Genomic DNA, 21,046 nt, shown 5'->3' on the forward strand with positions numbered 1-21,046 from the left:
CCGTCGGTCGCCGGTGCGACCGAGCCACCACGAAGTCGACGTATCTAGCCATTGAACGAATGACAGATTTTTCACACTCGTCGGAAAAGGTATACTCATGGTGACAAAACAGGCGGCCCGGACGAGTTCACGTCGCGGATCAGTACTCCTCGTCCTGGTGCTCGTCATCCTCGTCGGCTGTAGTGCGCTTTCGGCACCGGTCGCCGCACAGACCGACACGCGAACTGGTGGGACCATCACCGTCGAAGCGGACGAAACCGTCGATAGCCTCACCGCCGTCGGCGGCACCGTCATCGTCGAAGGGACCGTCACTGGCGATGTGAGCGCCGCTGCGGGCGAAGTTCGAATCGAGGGCGACGTCGGCGGCGATCTCGAAGCGGGGGCTGGGAGCGTCACGATCACCGGCACCGTCGACGGCGATGTCGACGCCGGGGCCGGCGGCTTTGAACTCGCCGAGGGCGCGACCATCGGTGGCGACCTGACGGCCGGCAGCGGCGGGGCGACGATCGACGGGACGATCGAGGGCGACGCCGAAATCGGGGCCGAAACGACCCGCCTCGGCGACGAGGCCGCGATCGAGGGCGACCTGCGCTACGGCGGCGATCTCGAGGGTAACACCGACGCCGTCGCCGGGACTATCGAGTACGACTCCACGTTGGGCAACGACTTCCTCCCCTCGTTCGACCCGATCGGCTCCCTCCTCGTGTCCGCGTACGTCCTCGCGCTGAACCTGTTGTTCGGAGCCATCTTGCTGGCGCTCTTTCCGCTGTTCTCCGATCGCGTTGCAGGCCGCGTCGCGGAGACGCCCGCTCGGTCGGGACTGGCGGGCCTCGGCGTCCTTATCGGTGTTCCGATCCTGCTCGTCGCGCTCGCGATCACGGTCATCGGGATTCCGCTCTCGATCGTCGGCGCGTTCGTCTTCGCGCTGCTCGTCTGGATCGGCGGCATCTACGGCTGGTTCGCCGTGGCAGCGTGGCTCCTCTCGCTTGCCGGCATCGGAAACCGGTGGATCGCACTCGTCGTCGGCCTCGTCGGCGGCGCACTCATCGCACAAATTCCCTGGGTCGGCGGCCCGCTCAACTTCATCGTCCTGCTGCTGGGACTCGGTGCGCTCGCGCTCGCGCTGTTCGGCCACCGGCGAGCGGTCCGCGAGCGAGAACGGCGACGGGACCGAGAGCCGCGGGCGGATACACGAACGGACCGCGACACCCGCGATAGCTTCGATTCCGACGAACCGGCGGCCGAATGAGACGGACCGGCTTTGGGAGGCCTAGCAAAACAAGAATAAATGCGGCAGAGGACGCCCACCTCGGTGCGTTAGTAGCAAGCGCAATCACCATTGAGAGTGAAATCCACTGATGGCGCTGTAGATAGTTACCGCGAGTTCCCGATGCGAAACCACAACCAGTAACAATAGATGATTATCCGGTTTGTCCATACTCTATTCAGGTGGTCGAATAGACCGGAAGCGAGTGGTAATCTCCGCTACCCAATTTCCGACCATGGCACAGATCATCACCAGTATAGCAAGACAGATTACCAGTAAAACGAGTACAAATGGAATTGCGACGACTTCTAGCCTTGTACTTTCACCCAGGGAAAATCTTGCTACAACTTCGATAGCAAACGCTACAACTCCCCCAAGAGACGCCACGAAACCAGCAATCAATCCAGCCCGGTGACTATCCGCAGGCCTTGCATTGAACAGATATCCGACGAGAAGTCCGGTCACTATCATCGGGGCACTATGCAGCAGGGTTGTTGTTTCCCACGAGACGAGGAGGGTGAACGGAACCGAAGCGAAACCGAGAAGCGCGGCGATAAGAAACGGGCTTTCAGTCACCGCATCTACCGTATTCTGAAGGCTGTATTCAGACATATCCTACTGATATTGTCGTCGAATTATACTATTTCTTCTCCCTTGATGACCGCGGTTCTTCGCAGCCGGGCCACTGTACCGCAGACACTCTATATCGCGCACCTGTTCTTGACACGTACCACTCACGCCACTGTATCGATTGGTGTATGAGTGACCTGGATGTAACGCTCCCCGGGGCCACCACAATCGGTGTGCGAACCGCGCTCTGACGGCCACATACCAATACGAACACCGGCAGTACCCGAACCGCAACTCGATCCGCACACCGATTCGCACACCGACTCGCACACCGACACCGCGCGAATACGAACTCACGACAAACACGAACGACGCGCTCAAGTCCCACCCTCGATAATCCCGTATATGCGCGTCACCGTCGATATCAAAGGCGAGGACACCCACGAAATCGAACTCGAAACGCAGAACGAGGAGCGCAGCGACGGCGACGCCACGAGTTCAGCGCAGCCGTCGGTCGCGCCCGAGCCGACGTATGCGGATCTGCTTCGCGAGGTTGACCTCAGCCCGCACGAGGTGAGCGTGCTGGTCGACGGGCGGCCGGTGCCGGAGGATCAGCCGGTCGAGAGCGAGCACGTGACGGTGTTGCGGCTGATCAAGGGCGGCTGACGCTGGTGGCGTTGGGTAAAGTAAGAGACACGGGTAGCGCGGATGGCGCGGATAATGCGGCTCAGGAAGGCCTTTTGAACGGGTCGATCACCTGCGATCAAGCTACTTAGAACAGAGCATTGATGGCAATGGTATGCCAAACCCTATCAGAGACGTTGCGCCGACAGTCGCCGACGCCGTCGCGAACGAACGCGAGCGCCAGGAGTCGACGCTCGGGATGATCGCATCCGAGAACCACGTTTCCGAGGCCGTCCTCGCGGCCCAGGGGACGGCGCTGACGAACAAGTACGCCGAGGGCTACCCCGGCGCGCGCTACTACGGCGGCTGCGAGTTCGTCGACGAGATCGAGCGACTGGCCATCGAACGGGCGACCGACCTGTGGGGTGCGGATCACATCAACGTCCAGCCCCACTCGGGCACGCAGGCGAACATGGGCGTCTATTTCGCGGCCCTCGAGCCGGGCGAGACGATCCTCTCGCTCGACCTCACCCACGGCGGGCACCTCAGTCACGGCCACCACGTCAATTTCTCCGGCCAACTCTACGATGTCTTCCAGTACGAGGTCGACCCCGAAACCGGATACATCGACTACGATGAACTCGCCGCGCTGGCCCACGACGTCGATCCCGAGCTAATCGTCAGCGGGTCCTCGGCGTACCCCCGCGAGTTCGACTGGGAGCGCGTCGGCGAGATTGCGGACGCGGTCGGTGCCCACCAGCTCGCCGATATCGCGCACATCACGGGGCTCGTCGCGGCCGGCGTGCACTCGAGTCCCGTCGATCACGCGACGTTCGTCACCGGCAGCACGCACAAAACGATCCGGGCCGGCCGGGGCGGGATCATCATGTGCGACGCGGAGTACGCTGACGACGTGGACAGCGCGGTCTTTCCCGGCAGCCAGGGCGGGCCACTCATGCACAACGTCGCCGGTAAGGCCGTCGGCTTCACGGAGGCGACGACGCCGGCGTTCGAGGAGTACGCAGAGCAGACCGTCGCGAATGCGACCGTCTTCGCGGATGTCCTCCGTGATCGCGGCCTGTCGCTCGTCTCCGGCGGCACGGACAAGCACCTCGTGCTCGTCGATCTGCGGGATTCACACCCCGATCTCACCGGCGACGACGCCGAGGACGCCCTCGCTGCCGTCGACATCGTCGTCAACAAGAATACCGTGCCGGGTGAGACGCGGTCACCGTTCGTCACCAGCGGGATCCGAATCGGGACGCCCGCGCTGACGACGCGCGGATTCGGCGCGGACGAACTCGAAACGGTCGCACACCACATCGCCGACGTCCTCGATGAGCCCGACGACGAGGACGTTCGAAACCGCGTTCGCGAGGACGTACAACGGCTCTGCGAGACGCACCCGATCTACGACTGACGTGACCGCCGAACGGAACGCGGTCCACGGATAGCACTTAGCGGCGGTGGTACTGGCGGCCATCCGCCATCACGGTCGCCGTTCACCGCCGATACTCTACATTCGACAGAACCGTTATGATGGATCGTGTTGAATCAGTACCAATCCCGTCGAACAGATGAACTCGGCGGGGTCTGCATTTCATGACTACGACCGAAGACGTACTGAACCACCACCTCGAGGCGTTCGAGAGCCAGGATCTCGACGCCGTCATGGAGGACTACACCGACGAATCGACCGTCGTCACGAATATGGGGACGTTTCGGGGACTCGCTGAGATCGAGGGACTGTTCGAGACGCTATTCGACGAGTTCGATGCGCCGGACGCGTCGATAACGATAGACGAACAACTCGTCGAAGACGAGTTCGGCTACATCACGTGGACCGCCGAGACGCCGGAAAACGACTACGAGTTCGCGACCGATACGTTCCACATTCCCGACGACGAAATCGCGTTCCAGACGTTTGCGGGGAAGATCAGCCCGAAGGAGTGACCGAGCCCGCCGATCGATCCGGCGGTGTGGGTCGCTCGGCTGCACTCGGCGGCGAGTGCGAGTCGCGCGGGTGCAAGTCACGTTGGTGAACTCGAGTTCGAGTGCGGAGAGTCACAGAGTCGGTTACGATTGCGAGTCGCGTGTGAGAAGGAGTTGCGGAGTCGGGCGTGAGTCGGCTGCGGGAACCGCATGTTCGAAGAGCGGAGCCGATCAGTCGTCGTCTTGAGCCCCGCCGCTGACGACGTCGCTGGAGCCGGGCATCTCCACGCTGTCTTCCTCGCGGAGGAACAGCGCTCGTTCGGTGCCGAACGAGTACGCCATCGAGGCAACGGCGAGGAGGGCGATGATCGAGAACGGGCCGCCGGTGATGATCGCGGCCGCCTGCAGCGCGTCGACGCCGCCGGTGACCATCAGCAGCGACGCGAGCGCGCCGATGAGGACGCCCCAGATGACGCGGTTAATCGTCGACGGTCGTTCAGCACCGCCGGTGGTGAGCATCCCCAGCGCCAACGTCGACGAATCGGCCGACGTGACGAGGAACGTCGTCACGAGCACGAGGAACAGGACCGTCAACAGGCCGCCGAGCGGCAGGGCTTCGAACAGCGGGTAGCCCGAGCCGGCCTCGCCGAGTTCACCGATGACGGAGAGGATGTCGGCCTGCCCGGTCTGTTGCATGAAGATTCCCGTGGCACCCATGGTGGCGAACCACGGGATCGTGACGCCGGTCGAGGCGACGACGCCGGTGACGGCGACCTGTCGAACCGTCCGACCGCGCGAAATCCGCGCGATGAACAGGCCGACGAACGGCATCCAGGAGAACCACCACGCCCAGTAGAAGATCGTCCAGTCGCCGACCCAGCCGGCGATCGCGCCGCCGGCAGTCTCTGCGGAGCCGGTGTAGAAGCTCATCGTAACGAACTGGTTGATGTACGCCCCGAGCGCTTCGGTGCCGACGGACATGATGTACGTCGTCGGGCCAAGGATGAACGTGACGACGGTCAACAGGGCGAACAGCGCCATATTGAAGTACGAAATTCGGCGGATCCCCTTTCGGACCCCGAGCGCGACCGAGATCGTGAACGCGACGGTGAGGCCGGTAATCACCAGGACGGTTCCGGCGTCGCCGACGCTCGCCCCGGTCATCCACTCGACGCCGACGAGGAACTGATTCCCGACGAGTCCCAGCGTGGTCGCGACGCCGCCGATCGTCGCGAACACCGCGAGGATATCGATGACTTTTGCGAGCGGGCCGTCGAGGTTGTCGAGTCCGACCCACGGAGCGATCACCGTCGAGATGCGCAACGGGGCATCGTAGCGGTACGCGTAGTACGCGATCGGGAGCGCCATAACCACGTAGGCCGTCCACGCGGAGACGCCCCAGTGGAAGAAGGTGTACTGGACGGCACCGACGGCGGCCGCGGACGATTGCGATTCGGCACCGATTAACGGCGAAACGGTATCGTAGTGGAAGATCGCCTCGGCCGGCCCCCAGAACACGATCCCGGCGGCGATCCCCGCCGAGTACAGCATCGCGAAGTACGCGAGAAACGAGAACTCCGGTTCTTCGTCGTCGTCGCCGAGCGTAATGTTTCCCCAGGGGCCGAAGATGAGGAATGCGACGAACGCGACGAGGATGAACATCGCGATCAAGTACCACCAGCCAAGCGCCGTCCAGAGGAACTCGTTCGCGTCGTTCATGTACTCCGACGCCCGGTCCGGTCTGAGGATGAACGCGAGCACTGCGATGGCCGCAACGACGAATCCGACGACGAAGACGACGGAATCGAGTTCATCGCGGAACCTGGTTACTGTACGCTGTGAGCCTGAGTCGTTCATGGGTTGTCACCGTATCACGCCGTGTCCGCCCGTCTCCGTGCTCTCGATCAGTCGACTGTCGATCGAGCGACGCAGTCTCCGTGCTGCAGTCTATCGTGTGACGGACAGTCGTGGCAATAATTGTCAAAGGGAGCTATCAGTGTTCATCTTAATCAATGGTGGGGCTTTTAACTGACCGAAAAAGAGGGTCGTCAGGCGTTGACGTGCGTAACTTCGTGGCCGTGGTCGCGGATCGAGCGGATGATCGCCCGCGCCTGCCCTGCGCCGCTGGTCTCGATCTGGAAGTCGAGGTGGGCCTCGCCGACGTCGAGTTCAGGTGCGGATCGATCGTGGCGGACGGTCTGGATGTTGGCGTTGTGATCGGCGATGAGTCCCGAAATCTCCTCCATCTTGCCGGACCGGTCGTCGATACGAACGCGCAATCGAAGCAGTTGTTCGCGATCGCTCAGCGCGTGGACGAGGACCGTCTGGAGCATCGTCATGTCGAGGTTGCCGCCGCCGAGCAGCGCCACGACCGTCTCGCCTTCGACATCGAGTTCGTCGCTGATGATCGCAGCAACTGCGGCCGCGCCCGCGCCTTCGACGACCTGTTTGGCTCGCTCTAACAACAGCAAGATCGCGCGAGCGATTTCGCCGTCGGTCACCGTCACGACCTCGTCAACGTGGTCCTCGATGAGCGAGAGCGTCAGGTCCGAGACGCCGCCCGTGGCGATGCCGTCGGCGATCGTGTCGACGGACTCGAGCGCGATCGGGGCCCCTTTTTGCAGGCTGTCGGGAACGGTCGCGGCACCCGTCGCCTGCACGCCGACGACGCGCGTCTCCGGCGACAGTTTCGAGAAGGCGGTCGCGATTCCCGAGATGAGGCCGCCGCCGCCGATCGGGACGACGATCGTGTCCACGGCCGGGACGTCCTCGTACATCTCGAGTCCGAGCGTTCCCTGTCCGGCGACGATCGCGGGGTCGTCGTAGGCGTGGACGAACTCGGCGTCGGTCTCGTCGACGAGGTCCCGAGCGTGAGCCATCGCGTCCTGGAAGTCGGTGCCGACGAGTTCAACGGTCGCGCCGTAGCCCCGCGTCGCGTCGACTTTGGCCTGGGGGGCGGTTCGCGGCATGACGATGGTCGAGTCGACGCCCAGTTTCGTCGCGGCGAGGGCGACGCCCTGTGCGTGATTGCCGGCGCTCGCGGCGACGACTCGGTCCGTCTTCGTTTTCGTTTGTGTTTCCGTTTCCGTCTCCGTTGCCGTTTCTACCCCCGTTCCCGACGCCGACTCGCCTTCAGCGACGAACTGGGCGATCTTGTTGTACGCGCCGCGGGTCTTGAACGAGCCCGTCCACTGCAGGTGCTCCATCTTGAGGAAGACCTCGGCACCGGTTAGCTCGTCGAGGGACGTGCTTCGCTCGACCGGCGTGTGTTTGACGACCGAGTCGTCGTCGAGTCGGTCGCGGGCGGCCTCGATATCGTCGACGGTGACGGATTCGAAATCGTGAGTCATCGTATCAGCGCAACAGTTTCTTTCGGTTGGGGTCGAATAATGGTTCGTCTCGGACCGTCGCGGGATGGCGCTCGTTCTCGTACCCGATCTCGACCTCGCGACCCGCCTCGGCCGCAGTCGCCGGCAGGACGGCGTAGGCGATCCCCGCGTCGATCGTGTAGCCGTAGTCGGCCCGGACGACATCCCCGAGCACGTCGCCGCTGTCGGGATCGAACACCGGATGGCCAGCGTCGACGAGTTCGCCCGGTTCATCGAGCGTAATCGGGGTGATTTTTCGGTCGATTCCCGCCTCGCGCGACTCGAGCAGCGCCTCCTTTCCGACGAAATCTGTCTCGAGATCGACGGCGAAACCGATGCCCGCCTCGTAGGGATTAAACTCGGGGGTAAGATCGGTTCCCCACAGCCGGAATCCCTTCTCCATGCTCGTCGAGTCGAGGGCCGCCCACCCCATCGGAACGATGCCGTGCGCCTCACCGGCGTCTTCGATCCGTTCCCACAGCCGCGCGCCGTACTCCATCGGCGTGTAAATCTCCCAGCCTAACTCGCCCGCATAGGAGAGCCGAAGCATGGTCACTGGGAGGCTCTCGAGGTACGTCTCGCGCGCCGTATAGAACGGGAACGCGTCGTTCGAGAGTTCCGCCTCGACGAGCGGAGCCAACACGTTCCGCGCGTCGGGCCCGAAGACGCCGACCCCGCAACGACTCGAGTCATGCGCGGTCACCGAGACGGAACCGTCGTCGGGTGCGTGCTCGCGGATCCACCGCGAGTGCAGCGTCGCCGAGTTCCCGCCACCCGTAAACACCATGTAGCGATCGTCCGCCAGCCGACTGACCGTCAGATCCGCGAGGACGCCGCCGTCCCTGTTGCACATCGCGGTGTAGCGCATTCGGCCCGGCGAGACATCGACATCGTTGGTCAGCAGTCCCTGGAGGAACTCGCAGGCCCCCTCCCCCGTCACCTCAATCCCGGTGAACGTGGTCATATCGACCATCGCGACGCGGTCGCGGACTGCCTGGTGCTCGACGCCCTGGGCCTTGGACCAGCCGCGGTCGAGCCAGTCTGGCCTGTCCGGAACGTCGTACTCCTCCAGCAGGGCCTCGTTGGACTCGTACCACTGCGGCATCTCCCAGCCACCCGAATCGTAGAACGCCGCACCGAGTTCAGCCTGGCGCTCGTAGAACGGACTCCGGCGGAGTTCCCGCTGGTCCGCCGGCTGTTCGCGCGGATGGATCAGCTGGTAGACCTCCCGGTACTGCTGGGCACCGCGGCCTCGGGTGTACTCTCGCGAGCCGGCGTGGGGCTGGAAGCGAGAGATGTGTGCGGGCGTCGCATCGACGCGCTCGCCGTCGAGCCGCGGGACGCCGTCTTCCATCCAGTGGGCGACGATATTCCCGGCACCCCCGGACTGCGTTACCCAGATGGCGAGCGCCCACCAGAGCCCGTCGATATCCTCGGTGGGCCCCAGGATCGGCATCCCGTCGGGCGTAAAGCAGAACATCCCGTTGATCGCCGACTCGAACTCGGCGTCCCGTAGGGACGGCACGAGTTCGGCCGCCGCATCCGCGGCCGACTGGTCATGGTCAGGATGCGTGTTCTCGACGAAGTGCTCCGCGGTGAACTCGCGCAAGGACGGGTACTCGAGGCCGAGATCCGCGAGTTTCTCGGGGCCGTAGATGTCTGCGGGATCGACGAGCAGGGGCTCGTGGTTGTACGAGCCGATGCCGTAGAGCTCGCCGTGCTGGCGGAAGTACAGTGACTGATCCTGGTGGCGAAGCAACGGTTGTTCGATCTCTCGATCCGCTCCCGCGAGCGCGGCGAGTTCGTCGGAGACGAGGTACTGGTGGGCACAGGGAACCAGCGGGATGTCGACCCCGACCATGTCGCCGAAAAGGGGGCCCCAGATGTTCGTCGCGACGAGCACCTCGTCGGCTGCGATGCGCCCACGATCGGTGACGACCGTCTGAATCTCGCCGCCGGCCGTTTCGAGGTCGGTTACCGTCGTCTGGCCGTAGAACTCGGCACCGGCCGCCCGGGCGCGCTCGGCCATCGCGGCGGAGGCGTCGACGGCGTGGGCTTTGCCGTCCGTCGGGACGTAGTAGCCGCCGTGGATGGTATCCGCGTCGATCTGCGGGATCCGTTCGGCGACCTCGGCGGGCGAAAGGAGTTCACCGCCCTCGACGCCGTACGACTGCCCCCGTTCTCGCTTTCGTTGCAGGTAGTCCCAGCGGTCCTCGGTGGTTGCGACCTCGATGCCGCCGCACGTTCGAAATCCGTCGAGCGTCTCGTACAGCTCGCGCGTGTACGACGCCATCCGCGTCATCAGCTTGCAGCCGCCGGTCTGGAACACCAGTCCGGGCGCGTGTGACGTGGAACCGCCGGTCTCGAACAGCGGTCCCTGATCGAGCACGACGACGTCCTCGCGTCCGAGTTCGGTGAGGTGGTAGGCGGCGCTACAGCCCACGCAGCCGGCACCGACGACGACGGTTCCCGCGCTGTCGGGTATAGTGTTCCCTGTACTCATATGACATGGAACGTGCCATGCGATCGACCATAGCTACCCGGGTGGATAATCTGGGGCGTATAACTGCTGTCGGGTGAGCGCGACGATCGCAGCGGCGAAACGAGCCGAACGGAGCAGGCGTCGTCGCTAGTCATGCTGGCGGATTCCACCAGCACCGTCGCCGACTGATGCGGTCTGCCGTACCGATTTCCCGGCGCACCCGCAGGACAGGTCGCGGGTGCGCCGGAACTGACTGCCAGCAGTCCGTATGAGGGCTACTATACGAATCGCCGGTCGCATTTTCGTTTCACGCACCCGTGGCGCGGATTCGGTTTCGGTCGTACTCTCATCACTCTCCGCTCGATGAGAGTTAATTCGGAGCGGTGATGGTAATACCGTATTACCGACGCTTACGGAATCGCGGTGATCTCGCGCTGCATTCGGAAGCCGACTGTCACACTGCTCGTGGTCGACAGGCGAGTTCCCGTACCCGATCGTAGAGACGCTCGCGAGAGCAAACGAACTCGCGCCGGCGCGAGCCGGCGAGTCGCCGTCGCTCGAGGACGACCGAGAACGGAGCGCCTCGTCGAGTCACGTTCCGAATCGTATTCGGATCCGGATACTGAGCGAAAACTGAAATGATCGACGAACCGGCGTCGGATCACGACGCCGACCGCAAGCCGATCGTCGACAGCGTCGGTGCCGATCGCGATCCAATCAACTGTTATCGGCGACGTGTCTCACGGTTTCGACGCTGCTCGTGGGCGGTCTCGTGTCGGCAAAACGCCCCGTTCAGCGTCGCTTCAAGATAATCCATATGCCGGATAATTCGCCGTAACAGATGCTTCATCCGTTGTATCGGTCGTGCTAGTGAACGGATTTTTACAGACTCTCGAATAGTTGGATAATTACAAAGAGTGGCGGAGCGCAAGCGCGACACGTATGGTACAACTCCAACCCGCCCAACAAGTACAGGTACCGGAGTGGTTGCAGGATCCGGTCGCGGAACTAGTCGTGTTCCTCCCCCGGCTGATCGGAGCGCTGGTCATCCTCCTCATCGGCTGGGTCGTCGGTCGTTTCGCCGCACGAGTCGTCCGACGAATCGCCGACGGCATTGAACTCGATCGGATGGTCCTCGAGACGCCGCTCGGGCGAATACTCGGGGGGACTGAACGGGCCGTCTCCCGCGCATTCGGCAAGCTTGGAAAGTGGTTCGTCTACGCGCTCGCCATCCTTGCGGCCGCGAACGCGCTCGCGATCCCGACCCTCTCGGAGTGGATTGCGACGGCGGTCTCGTACTTGCCGGCGTTCATCGCGGGCCTGCTCGTCATCGTGTTCGGATTCGTGGTCGCCGACTTCATCGGCGACGTCATCGAACGAACGCGAGCGGCAGCGGAGACGGCGTACGCGAGCTGGTTCGCGAACGGCGCTCGCATGTTCCTCTACTTCACGGCGATCGTCATCGGTCTCGACACGATGGGGATCAACGTCGGCATCCTGTACGTCTTCGCTCGAGCGCTCGCGTGGGGACTGGCGGCCGCCGTGGCCATCGGTGCCGGCGTCGCGTTCGGCTGGGGCGGTAAGGACTACGTCGCCGAAAATATCGACCGCTGGATGGGACGGACGAGTTCGGTCACGCCGACCGAGAGCGACACCAGTAGCGAGCGTCCCCGCGGCAGCGAGTCACGCGGTAGCGACCGAGAACCCGGAACTGAGCCGGGCCCCGGACGGGGCGCGGAAGACGACTGAGTCGCCGCAGTCGCCTCAGTCGGTCGGCGGAGCGACGTTCTCCGCCGTCCGGTCGGCCTTGGCTTTGGCCTTGGTGTGCGGAAAGAGCGGCTTGACGGGCACGACGACGTAGGACGTGACGAGACGGCCGTCGATCGATCGCCACTTCTCGAGCTGTGCGAGCCGGTGTGTCCCGGCGTAGGCGTCCTCGATTCGCTCGAGAATCGCCTCGAACGCGTTCACGTCGAACGTCTCGGCGGAGACGCGGTCCGTGGCGACCGCGATACCGTGCGACCGAGCGTAGATGTCGAGTCGGCCCTCGAAGGCGTGCTCCAGTTCGTCGATTCGGTCGTGGATATCGCTGACCGGCCGATCCGCCCGCGACGGGAAAGCGACGTACGCCTGGTATTGGTCGGGGCGACCCGTAACGCGACGTTTCCAGAGGTGTCGTAGCAGCTTCATCTATCCGTGGTCGGTGTGCGGCACCCGGCGTTCGATCGCCCGGTAGCGGTTTCGTTCGGAACCCTACCGCACCCGGTTTCACGTTCGCCTTGTCCGCACGGGTAATACGTTCTTTGTTGTGCGCCGACGGGCGTCAGCGAACTGTTTCTTCACCGTAAGCGACGGTTCGAAGTTCGCGAAACCTTTGTACGATCCGCTGTAATCGGCGGGCAGTATGCGCCGCACTCTCCCCGCATCGTCGACGTTTCTCCCGACGGTTTCTGCCGGCACCGTCGCGGTCGGCGTGACGATTAATACTGTCTTTCCCACCTCCGTCCGAACGGTGCCCGCAGTGCTCCTGATCGCCGCCGGCCTCTTCGGCGTGGCCAGATCCGTTCGCGGCCGGTCCGTCGACTCCCTTCGACTCACCGCGAGACGGTGGTGGATGCTTGCGTTCGTCTCCTTTCTCCCGTACGGGCTCGCGACGGCACCCTCGAACGAGCAGGCCGCAGCGGTCGGCGAGGCGTTTTCAGGATCCCTTGCAACGACCGCACTCGAGGGAATCGCCGGGGCCGCTATCCTGTGTGCGGTCGCGGTGACGGTGCTCTACTGGTTCGCGAGGTACGGCATCCACCCGGGGCGGCCGACGCCCGAAGAGCGCATTCTGGACGATCAGGGGAGCAAGTAGCGGGTCGGCGAGTTCCCGTTCTCAGAACTATCCTTGCCCGTCGTCGAACCGGTCGAGTCGGAACATGTCGATCGGATAGTCGGTCTCGCCGTCGACGGCGAGGTCGGCGAGAATCTCGCCGATCACGCTGGCGAACTTGAATCCGTGGCCCGAAAAGCCCGCACCGACGGCCACCTGCGGATGGTCGGGAAGGGTATCGAGAATGAAGTGTTCGTCCGGCGAGTTCGTAAACATACAGGTGGCGAGTCGCATCGTCGGACCGTCGGCCTCGGGGAAGTAGTTCGCCACGACCTCCCGGAGCAGGCGCTCGTCGTCCCGGTCGGGGTCCGTCTCGTAGGCGTCCGGATCGACCCGTTCGTCGCGGTGATGGTACTTGCCGATCTTGAATCCCGGAACGTCGTAGATCGGCAGCCCGTAGAAGCGGCCTTCGGGGACCTGCAAGTTCCAGACCGGGAAATTATCGGGTTCGAACGTCGATGGCCGCTCGGGTTGGAACCAGCCGAGGACCTGGCGTTCGGGTACTGCAAGTCCGTCGAGTGCGTCTGCGAACTTGTAGTTCCACGCGCCGGCAGCGAGGACCAGCGCCGACGCGTCGTAGGTGCCGCGGTCGGTCTCGACGCGCACGCCGCCTGCCGGCGTCGGCTCCCAGTCGTGAACTCGTTCGCGGGCGCGGACGTCCGCCCCGGCGGCTTGTGCGGTCTCGACGTGCCCGATGATCGACTGTTCGGGGACGACGAACCCGCCGTCGGGCTGGTACAATGCCTTGTACCCCTCCGGAAGCCGGTAGCCGGGAAAGCGCTCGGTAACCTCCTCGCTCGTCAGGACCTCGTGTGGAATATCGTGTTGCTCGCAGGAGCGCAGCGAGCCCTCGAAGACGACGGTGTCCTCGGGACCGGCGTCGATCGATCCCGTCCGGCGGATGATCTCGCGATCGGTCTCGGCCGCGAGTTCATCCCAGAGGTCGTACGCCCGCTCGATGAGCGGAATGTACGACGGGTGTTCGTAGTAGGCCCGGCGGATGATCCGCGTGATGCCATGTGACGACCCCATCGTGTGCGGGATGTCGTATCGTTCGAGTCCCAGCACGTCGAGTCCGCGCTCGGCGAGGTGAGCGGTCGTCGCGCTTCCCATGCCGCCGACGCCGACGACCACGACGTCGTACCGGTCGTCTGGTGAGTGCATACTCTCGGTCGGTTCGAGGACTAGCACCTTGGTAGTTAGTCTGTCTCACGCCATCCCTTTTTGGCGCAACGGCGGGCGACTTCGCGCTGTGTATCTGGCCCGGAAACGGACGTATCATGCCTTCGAGACGGCGAGAGAGCGGAAATAAAACGGTCCACGGTGCAGCCGTTCTCGGTGCGATCGAGGCCGAATCCACCCGCCACTTATACGTCCGAACTACCTGCGATCAACCCTTATTGAACGGTACGTCTTGACATGCCATATAGCATGACACGGTGGAACAACGGTCTCGACGAGGTAGAGCAAGTGAGCGCCGACATCACCGACGAGACGAACGCGCTCCCGGCGCGGTACTTCACTGACCCCGCCGTCCACGAGATGGAGAAAGAGAAAGTGTTCGGGCGGTACTGGGTGTACGCCGGCCACGCGAACTGCATTCCGGAAGCGGGAGACTACTTCACCCGCACCATCGGCGACCGAGAGATTATCGTCCTCCGGAACCACGACGGCGACATACAGGCGTTCTACAACGTCTGCGCCCACCGCGGATCTGCGATCGTCGAGGAGACCCCGATGACCGATCCGGACAACGCACGACGGATCCAGTGTCCGTACCACCTCTGGACTTACGACCTCGACGGCGACCTCGCGAGCACCCCGCGGAGTTTCGAGGAGGCGCGGCTAAACCCCGACCTCAACGACGAGGACGTTCCCGACCTGGACGCCGAGGAAAACTCCCTCATGGAGGTCCACAGCGACCGTATCGGCCCGTTCGTCTTCGTCAACTTCGCCGACGACCCGATGTCGCTCGCCGAACAGGCCGGCAAACTGAAATCCGAACTCGAATCGCTCCCCCTGGCGGAGTACGAACTCGCCCAGCGAATCGTCTCGGAAGTCGAGTGCAACTGGAAGGTCTTCGGCGGCAACTACTCCGAATGCGACCACTGCCAGGCGAATCACCAGGACTGGGTCACGGATCTCGAACTCCTCGACTCCGAACTCGAGGTCAACGACTACCACTGGGTGCTCCACTACAAGCACAGGGAAGATGTCGACGACGAGATGCGCATTCACGACGAGCACGAAGCGCAGTTCCACTACTTCTGGCCGAACTTCACGGTCAACATGTACGGCACCGCCGACGGCTACGGAACGTACATCATCGACCCGATCGACGAGGAGCGGTTCCAGCTCGTAGCGGACTACTACTTCAAGGACCCCGAGCTGACCGACGAAGAAGAGCGGTTCATCCGAACGAGCAGGCAACTCCAAGAGGAGGACTTCGAGCTGGTCGAACGACAGCAGCGCGGTCTCACATCCGGCGCGATCGCACAGGCCCAGCTCGGTCCGAACGAACACACGGTACACAAACTCCACCGCCTCGCTCAGACGGCGTACGAGGCCTAGGTGCCCGATATCCCTCTCCGCAACTACGTATGCCCAACCACACCCATCACACCCACCACTCGCAGCCCGCACCGTTCGTCGCCACCTGTCCCGACTGTGAGATCGAACGATCCAGCGAGTCAGCCACCGAACTCGTCGCGTTCTATCGACGACACCACGGGCACACGGGACACGATATCGTCGTCACCCGCGCCGATCTCGAGTTCGGCGCTGCACTCGACGCTGCGGATGGCGTCGCAGCAGTCGTCGACGGTCTCGACGCCCGGTACGGTGTCGACAAGCACGATAGTACCGAGAGCGGTACCGCCGGGGTGCCGATCGGTATCGTCGTCGCAGCGATGAGCGAACGGGGATTCACCGTCGGTGAAACCCTCGAGGAGATCGCCGACGTTCGGATGACCGGGGCGCTCTACGAGCCCCGCGACGATCACCTCGCGGCCTTTTGAGCGGCACTGTCGGGTGCGCTGTGTCGTCGCGACAGTGCGTTCGGTTCTCTCGTCTCTGTCCCAGTGCGCTCACCGTTCCTCGAACAACGTTGCTTCGACGAGTTTGCCCATGCCGCGCCGAATGCGGCCGCCGACCGCCGTCGGCGAGATGTCGAGGCGCGTCGCGAGTTCTTCGAGCGACGTTTCGCGGGGTTCCTCGAAGTACCCCTCCTCGTAGGCGTTCACCAAGGCAGCCTGCTGTTCGTCGGTTACGTCGGTCGCCGGTCCGTCGACCCACTCGTCCTGGCGGAAGACACGATGCAGTTCGACGGAAATGTCCTCGGTCTCGCAGAACTCCCACAGCGTTGCAAGCGCCTCCCGATCCGGCAGGTGCAACCGAACGGTCCAGCCGCGATCGTTGCTTTCCGCGTTGAGCATGAGTCCGCCAATCCCGGCGGTTTTCGGCGAAATGAGTTTCGTTCCCTCGGCGTGTTCCAGTCGGTAGACACGCGTCGAACCGAAGTCGTCGATAAGCGTCCAGGCCGTGACCGTGTGATCGTCCTCGAGAGCCAGCTCGAACGTCTCGTCCGCGCCTTCGACGAGGAAAAAGAACAGTCCGGTTTCGGGGTCCGTCGTCGAGTGAGAGACAACCTGAATAGACACCTCAGGGCACTCGTCGATCGTCGGCGTCAGCGCAAGATTCGGATGTGCGATATCGAGTATCGCGATCAGACTCATTGGCACTCACTTCCCACTGCGGGATGAACCGGTCGCTCCCTCGCTCGTCCGCAAGCCGCCCGCGCCGCGAGCGCAGATCGGTCGAAGGCGGCCGTCCCTGCGATCCACATTGGTGTGTTTTACCACACCACCATCCTTAACTATTACCACGATCAGACGCGCGAACCCGGACAAGCGATCGAACCGGTTCGAAAGCGACGCGCTGTTGATCGACGCGAACCAACTTCCTACCGAATGCGCGTCCACGTTCGCACCGCCGGCCCCGACGACGAACTCGACGTCCGGCGAATCATCGACGCCGCCATGCTCGACCCCGGTGACGTCGAAACCCGCATCGACAACGGAGACGTGCTCGTCGCGGGCGACCGCCACGGCGTGGACGAGTTCACCGAGAGGCCCGAGACGAGCGAACGAGAACGCATCCTCGGCGCGATCGTTCTCGACCCGCACACGGGCGAACGCGGGGCCCACATCTCGGCTGTCGCCGTCCGCAACCGCCACCGAAACCGGGGCATCGGGCGAGAACTCGTGACCCGCGCACTCGAGCGCGAACGGCGGTTGACGGCGCGATTCGATGCGGACGTGCGGCCCTTTTACGAGGCGCTCGAGTTCGCAATCGAACCGGTCGACGACCGCCGGTATCGTGGTGTCGTCGCGCGGTCGGGCGATGGGACCGGCGATTGACCGACGACCGACTGACGGCTGCCAGGTTGCACCCGAACGCAGCACCCCCGACGCGCGAACAGTTGGAATTATTATATCGGGCCGCTGTCGTAATCCCATGGGTCCTCGCCGCTTCGGGTCGAGCACGAACTCGCGTCGCAGGTGGCACGCACGGATCGAACAGTACACGCCGGACGGAGCGCTCGGGCGATGGCTCCTCGGTGCTCCGCTCGGAATGACCGGACTCTGGCTGCTCGCACTCAGCGTCTTCGAAGTTCCGCGCTGGGGGCTCACCCTCGAAGCGTTATTCTGGGGACCGGCCCTGGTCGGGGTGGGGCTCCCGACGCTCCTCCTTGCGGTTCTCGTCCTCTGGCCGGTGTACCTCTCGCTCATCGGAAACATCTCGTTGCCGGCAGCGTACTCGGTCGCCGACACCGCAGCGTCCGCGTCGAAACTGAACTCGTCCGGGCCGGTGGCAACCGGGGACGACGCCGGCGAACGCACCGCCGCCAAACGCACCCCCGCTGAATCCACCCGCAGAACGGCAACACCATCGTCGCCGCCGGACGAGAACTCGCCACCGTCGACGCCCGACCCGGTCGAGGACCTCAAACGACGGTACGCGGCCGGCGAACTCGGTGAGGAGGAGTTCGAACGACGAATCGAGGCACACTTTCAGGACGACAGCCGCGAGCGGAACGCGGAGACGAACGAGGGCGAGCTATCGGCCCGCGAGTCCGAGCGACTCGGTGAGCACGAATAACGAACCGCCCAAGCGCGAGCGGAAAAGCGGCGCAGGCGAGGTCAGCGCGAAGAGACACCGTCACGAGAGTTGCGACCGAAACCGGTCGAGGCCGTATTCGAGCATGTCCGGACTCACGGCCTGGAACTCGTCGTCATCCGGCAGATACGGCACCACCGAATCCCAGCTTTCGCGGGCATAGCGCTCGTCCAAGAGCACGCGGACGCCTACATCTTCGGGCGAGCGAATCACCCGACCGATCGCCTGGCGCGCCTTCCGGACCGCCGGAATCGTCAGCGCGTACGTAAAGCCATCACCGAACTCGTCGTCGTAGGCTCGCCGCACCGCCTTCGTGCGCGGACTCGAGGTGTTGACGATCGGAACGCCGCAGACGACGGCCGCGGAGAGGCGGTCGCCGCTGTAGTCGACCCCCTCCGTCAGCGTCCCGCGAAGGCTCGTCACCAGCACCTTCCCCTCGCCCGCGAAGAACTCGCTTTTGAGCGACTCCGTCGTCTCGTCGTCGCTCGAGGCGTCGAGCAGGACGGGCTTCGAGAGGCGGTCCTCGAGAATCCCGGCGATCCACTCGGCCTCAGCGTAACTCGGCATCCCAACGAGGACGTTGCCCGGCAGTCGGCCGACCTGTTCGATCGTATCCGCGTAGTGAACTCGCGTCGGATTGTCGTCCCCCGTCCGTCCCCGATTGTCGTACGTGAACTTCGGCGCGGCGACCGCGAAACTCTCGCGGTTCTCCGCGGGGAAGTGCAGCCCGTACCGGCGTTCGACGACCGGGCGATCCTCCTCGCGCGCGAGGTACTGCAGCCCCGTCACCTCGGTGAATGCGTCCATCGGCTCCAGGGTCGCGCTCATCAAAATCCCGCCGCCGAAGGCCGCAAGCCGGTCGCCGATGGCGTCACTTGGCACGCAGTTGTGCAAGGCGAGTCGGGCCGTGTAGGCCCTGCGCCAGGAATCCGCGGGCTCCGCGTCGTTCCACGTGCGCTCGAGTTCGATCTCGCGGAAGTAGTCGGTGTGCCCGCAGCGGTACCAGTCGCCGAGGACGCGGCCGACGGCTGGCGCGGCCCGAGTTCGGTCCTCGTCCTCAGCCTCGTTCAGAATTCGCGCGGCGACCGCGCCGACCGCTTCGGCGCGGACCCAGTCGGCGTCGCCGTAGCCCGCGTTGTGCGCCCACTCGGAGAATTCGTCTTCGGCAGGCTCGGCGGGGTCACGAAGCGGAATTTCCTCATCCGGGAGGTCGGTGAGATTCGACTGCCACCCCCTGTGTTTCCGGTCGAGATGGGCACGCACCCGGCGATCGAGTTCACTCCGCAGATCCTGGATGAACTCGCGCGTGCGATTGAGTTCCTCGAAGGTAACGTCGCTGTCCTGCAGTTCGGCGCGGACGAGGTCGGCGTCGGCGGTCTGGGACCCACCCTGTGCGCGGCGGCCCTCGCGTTCGAACTTGATGGGCTGGATGACCCGCGAGAGTTCGGTTTCGGCGTCCCGGAGGGTGGCGTCGGCGACGCCGTCGCTGACGAGATCGCGCACGCGCGGTTCGAGCATGTGGGCCTCGTCGCAGACGACGAACGTGGAGTCGTCGAGTAGCGCGCCGGTGAAGGAGCCGGTCGTCCGCGGGTCGAACGCGTGGTAGTAGTTGCCGATGACGACCTCGGTGTGGGCGAGCGCCGCGCCCATGATCGAGTGGGGGCAGGTGCCGTGGCGGACCGAGCGGGCGACGAGGTCCGCGGGCGTGATCATTCCTGCGTCGGTGAAGTCGTAGGGGACCGCTTCGACCGCGTCGCCGTCGCTGCCCTCGTCCGGGAGGTCGTCCAGGAACTGGGCGTAGAACGGACAGAACTCGGTTTCGGCGCTCACGGGGCCGCCGTCGGAGTAGGTCGGCATCTCCGGCGGGTAAGCGGCCGTCTCGCCGGCAGTTTCGAGAAAGCGGCCGGTCGGCCCGGACTGGCCGCTGTCCGCGAGGCCGGTCTGTTGCTGGCGCGCGCTCGCGGTGAGCGCCGCGGCGGTCGTCTCGCCGCCCTCGCCGGTCAGGTCCCGCGTTCGGTCGCGAAGTGTTTCACAGCGGTCGTAGACGTTGCCGTCGTCGATGTCGCCCGCGCCCTCGCGGTTGTACGGGCAGACGTCGGCCTTGCCGACGAGCGTGAGCCCCGAAACCGGGTTCCAGTCGTCAGGCAAGTTCTCGTTGATCGTCTCGAGATCCGCTTCGAACTGGCGCAGTTGCTGTTTGACGCTCGTGAGCACGAAGACGCGCTCGTAATCGGTGTCGGGATCGCGCACGAGTTCGATCCCGGCGGTGAGCGCGATCATCGTCTTCCCCGTTCCGCAGGCCCCCTCGATGACGGTGTAGCCGCCATCCTTCCCCGCGTCGATGGCGGTCTCGATGCCGTCTACCTGCGGGTCGTAGGGGTCGGCGTGGCCGAAGATCGAGCGCCAGTCGGTCATGCTGGCCGAACTCGTCGTCGGGTAGCCAAAGCGTTGACGGACCGGCCGCGCGAGAGGCCGTTCCGGGACGCCGCGAGTTCGGCTGGCGGCCGGCGGCTGGCAGTTGGCAGTTGGCGGCCGGCGAATGGCGGGTAGTGAATGACGGATGACGGACGACAGACGAGGATGACGAACGGCGACTCGCGCGTGGAGTCACAATCACAAGAGCAGGCGGCGACATCGTGTAGCGACGGAAGCGACCGAACCGGCACGCGTGCGACGAGAGCAGCCGGGACGCGGATGTTAAGCAACCCACCCATTTTGCAAAGGTAGCTTAACATTTATGTGGTATCAGT

19 protein-coding genes are annotated in these 21,046 nt (G+C 64.2%); 10 read left to right on the top strand and 9 right to left on the bottom strand.

The window, feature by feature from the left end; translation table 11 throughout:
• The first annotated feature begins 97 nt into the window (after positions 1–97).
• Positions 98–1,249, top strand: coding sequence for a bactofilin family protein (locus C484_RS15720; protein WP_006826885.1), 1,152 nt, complete (start codon positions 98–100; stop codon positions 1,247–1,249).
• A 192-nt stretch (positions 1,250–1,441) separates the two neighbouring features.
• Here C484_RS15720 and C484_RS23130 read toward each other — a convergent pair whose 3' ends face one another.
• Positions 1,442–1,879, bottom strand: coding sequence for a DUF5518 domain-containing protein (locus C484_RS23130; protein WP_152422728.1), 438 nt, complete (start codon positions 1,877–1,879; stop codon positions 1,442–1,444).
• Between the two features lie 363 nt (positions 1,880–2,242).
• On the opposite strand from C484_RS23130, the gene samp2 reads away from it, so the two are divergent.
• The 3 genes from samp2 (at position 2,243) to C484_RS15735 (ending at position 4,414) form a co-directional block, all read left to right on the top strand.
• Positions 2,243–2,503 (top strand): ubiquitin-like small modifier protein SAMP2, encoded by a 261-nt coding sequence (gene samp2, locus C484_RS15725; RefSeq protein WP_006826886.1) that lies wholly within the window; start codon positions 2,243–2,245, stop codon positions 2,501–2,503.
• A 133-nt stretch (positions 2,504–2,636) separates the two neighbouring features.
• A complete protein-coding gene (locus C484_RS15730; RefSeq protein WP_006826887.1) occupies positions 2,637–3,881 on the top strand; it encodes a serine hydroxymethyltransferase in 1,245 nt (414 codons plus the stop codon).
• A gap of 182 nt (positions 3,882–4,063) precedes the next feature.
• On the top strand, positions 4,064–4,414 hold the full coding sequence (locus C484_RS15735; RefSeq protein WP_006826888.1) for a nuclear transport factor 2 family protein: 351 nt from the start codon (positions 4,064–4,066) through the stop codon (positions 4,412–4,414).
• Positions 4,415–4,624: 210 nt separating this feature from the next.
• On the opposite strand, the gene C484_RS15740 is transcribed toward C484_RS15735, so the two are convergent.
• From C484_RS15740 to C484_RS15750, 3 genes are all read right to left on the bottom strand, one after another.
• On the bottom strand, positions 4,625–6,250 hold the full coding sequence (locus C484_RS15740) for a BCCT family transporter (RefSeq protein WP_006826889.1): 1,626 nt from the start codon (positions 6,248–6,250) through the stop codon (positions 4,625–4,627).
• 191 nt (positions 6,251–6,441) lie between these two features.
• Positions 6,442–7,743, bottom strand: coding sequence for a threonine ammonia-lyase (gene ilvA, locus C484_RS15745; protein ID WP_006826890.1), 1,302 nt, complete (start codon positions 7,741–7,743; stop codon positions 6,442–6,444).
• A gap of 4 nt (positions 7,744–7,747) precedes the next feature.
• On the bottom strand, positions 7,748–10,264 hold the full coding sequence (locus C484_RS15750; RefSeq protein ID WP_006826891.1) for a GcvT family protein: 2,517 nt from the start codon (positions 10,262–10,264) through the stop codon (positions 7,748–7,750).
• A 921-nt stretch (positions 10,265–11,185) separates the two neighbouring features.
• Here C484_RS15750 and C484_RS15755 point away from each other — a divergent pair.
• Positions 11,186–11,992, top strand: coding sequence for a mechanosensitive ion channel family protein (locus C484_RS15755; protein ID WP_006826892.1), 807 nt, complete (start codon positions 11,186–11,188; stop codon positions 11,990–11,992).
• Between the two features lie 15 nt (positions 11,993–12,007).
• On the opposite strand, the gene C484_RS15760 is transcribed toward C484_RS15755, so the two are convergent.
• Positions 12,008–12,433, bottom strand: coding sequence for a hypothetical protein (locus C484_RS15760; protein ID WP_006826893.1), 426 nt, complete (start codon positions 12,431–12,433; stop codon positions 12,008–12,010).
• 214 nt (positions 12,434–12,647) lie between these two features.
• On the opposite strand from C484_RS15760, the gene C484_RS15765 reads away from it, so the two are divergent.
• The gene (locus C484_RS15765) at positions 12,648–13,100 is read left to right on the top strand and encodes a hypothetical protein (RefSeq protein ID WP_006826894.1); all 453 of its coding nucleotides are present in this window, start codon (positions 12,648–12,650) and stop codon (positions 13,098–13,100) included.
• 27 nt (positions 13,101–13,127) lie between these two features.
• On the opposite strand, the gene solA is transcribed toward C484_RS15765, so the two are convergent.
• Positions 13,128–14,282 (bottom strand): N-methyl-L-tryptophan oxidase, encoded by a 1,155-nt coding sequence (gene solA, locus C484_RS15770; protein ID WP_006826895.1) that lies wholly within the window; start codon positions 14,280–14,282, stop codon positions 13,128–13,130.
• Between the two features lie 267 nt (positions 14,283–14,549).
• Between solA and C484_RS15775 the strand changes: the two genes are divergently transcribed.
• Together C484_RS15775 and C484_RS15780 are read left to right on the top strand one after the other, a co-directional pair.
• On the top strand, positions 14,550–15,689 hold the full coding sequence (locus C484_RS15775) for an aromatic ring-hydroxylating oxygenase subunit alpha (RefSeq protein ID WP_006826896.1): 1,140 nt from the start codon (positions 14,550–14,552) through the stop codon (positions 15,687–15,689).
• A 29-nt stretch (positions 15,690–15,718) separates the two neighbouring features.
• On the top strand, positions 15,719–16,135 hold the full coding sequence (locus C484_RS15780) for a hypothetical protein (protein ID WP_006826897.1): 417 nt from the start codon (positions 15,719–15,721) through the stop codon (positions 16,133–16,135).
• A gap of 69 nt (positions 16,136–16,204) precedes the next feature.
• Here the strand turns inward: C484_RS15780 and C484_RS15785 are convergent, their stop codons facing one another.
• Positions 16,205–16,852 carry a helix-turn-helix domain-containing protein gene (locus C484_RS15785; RefSeq protein WP_006826898.1) on the bottom strand — a complete coding sequence of 216 codons (648 nt, stop codon included), beginning with the start codon at positions 16,850–16,852 and terminating at the stop codon, positions 16,205–16,207.
• Between the two features lie 234 nt (positions 16,853–17,086).
• On the opposite strand from C484_RS15785, the gene C484_RS15790 reads away from it, so the two are divergent.
• Together C484_RS15790 and C484_RS15795 are read left to right on the top strand one after the other, a co-directional pair.
• A complete protein-coding gene (locus C484_RS15790) occupies positions 17,087–17,536 on the top strand; it encodes a GNAT family N-acetyltransferase (RefSeq protein WP_049915565.1) in 450 nt (149 codons plus the stop codon).
• A gap of 97 nt (positions 17,537–17,633) precedes the next feature.
• Positions 17,634–18,278, top strand: coding sequence for an SHOCT domain-containing protein (locus C484_RS15795; RefSeq protein WP_006826900.1), 645 nt, complete (start codon positions 17,634–17,636; stop codon positions 18,276–18,278).
• Between the two features lie 60 nt (positions 18,279–18,338).
• Here C484_RS15795 and C484_RS15800 read toward each other — a convergent pair whose 3' ends face one another.
• Positions 18,339–20,711 (bottom strand): ATP-dependent DNA helicase, encoded by a 2,373-nt coding sequence (locus C484_RS15800; protein WP_006826901.1) that lies wholly within the window; start codon positions 20,709–20,711, stop codon positions 18,339–18,341.
• A complete protein-coding gene (locus tag C484_RS23135; protein WP_152422729.1) occupies positions 20,708–21,031 on the bottom strand; it encodes a hypothetical protein in 324 nt (107 codons plus the stop codon). The genes C484_RS15800 and C484_RS23135 overlap by 4 nt, the downstream gene beginning before the upstream one ends.
• Between the last annotated feature and the right edge of the window lie 15 nt (positions 21,032–21,046).

This window comes from Natrialba taiwanensis DSM 12281 (genome assembly GCF_000337595.1).
GTDB classification, from domain to species: domain Archaea; phylum Halobacteriota; class Halobacteria; order Halobacteriales; family Natrialbaceae; genus Natrialba; species Natrialba taiwanensis.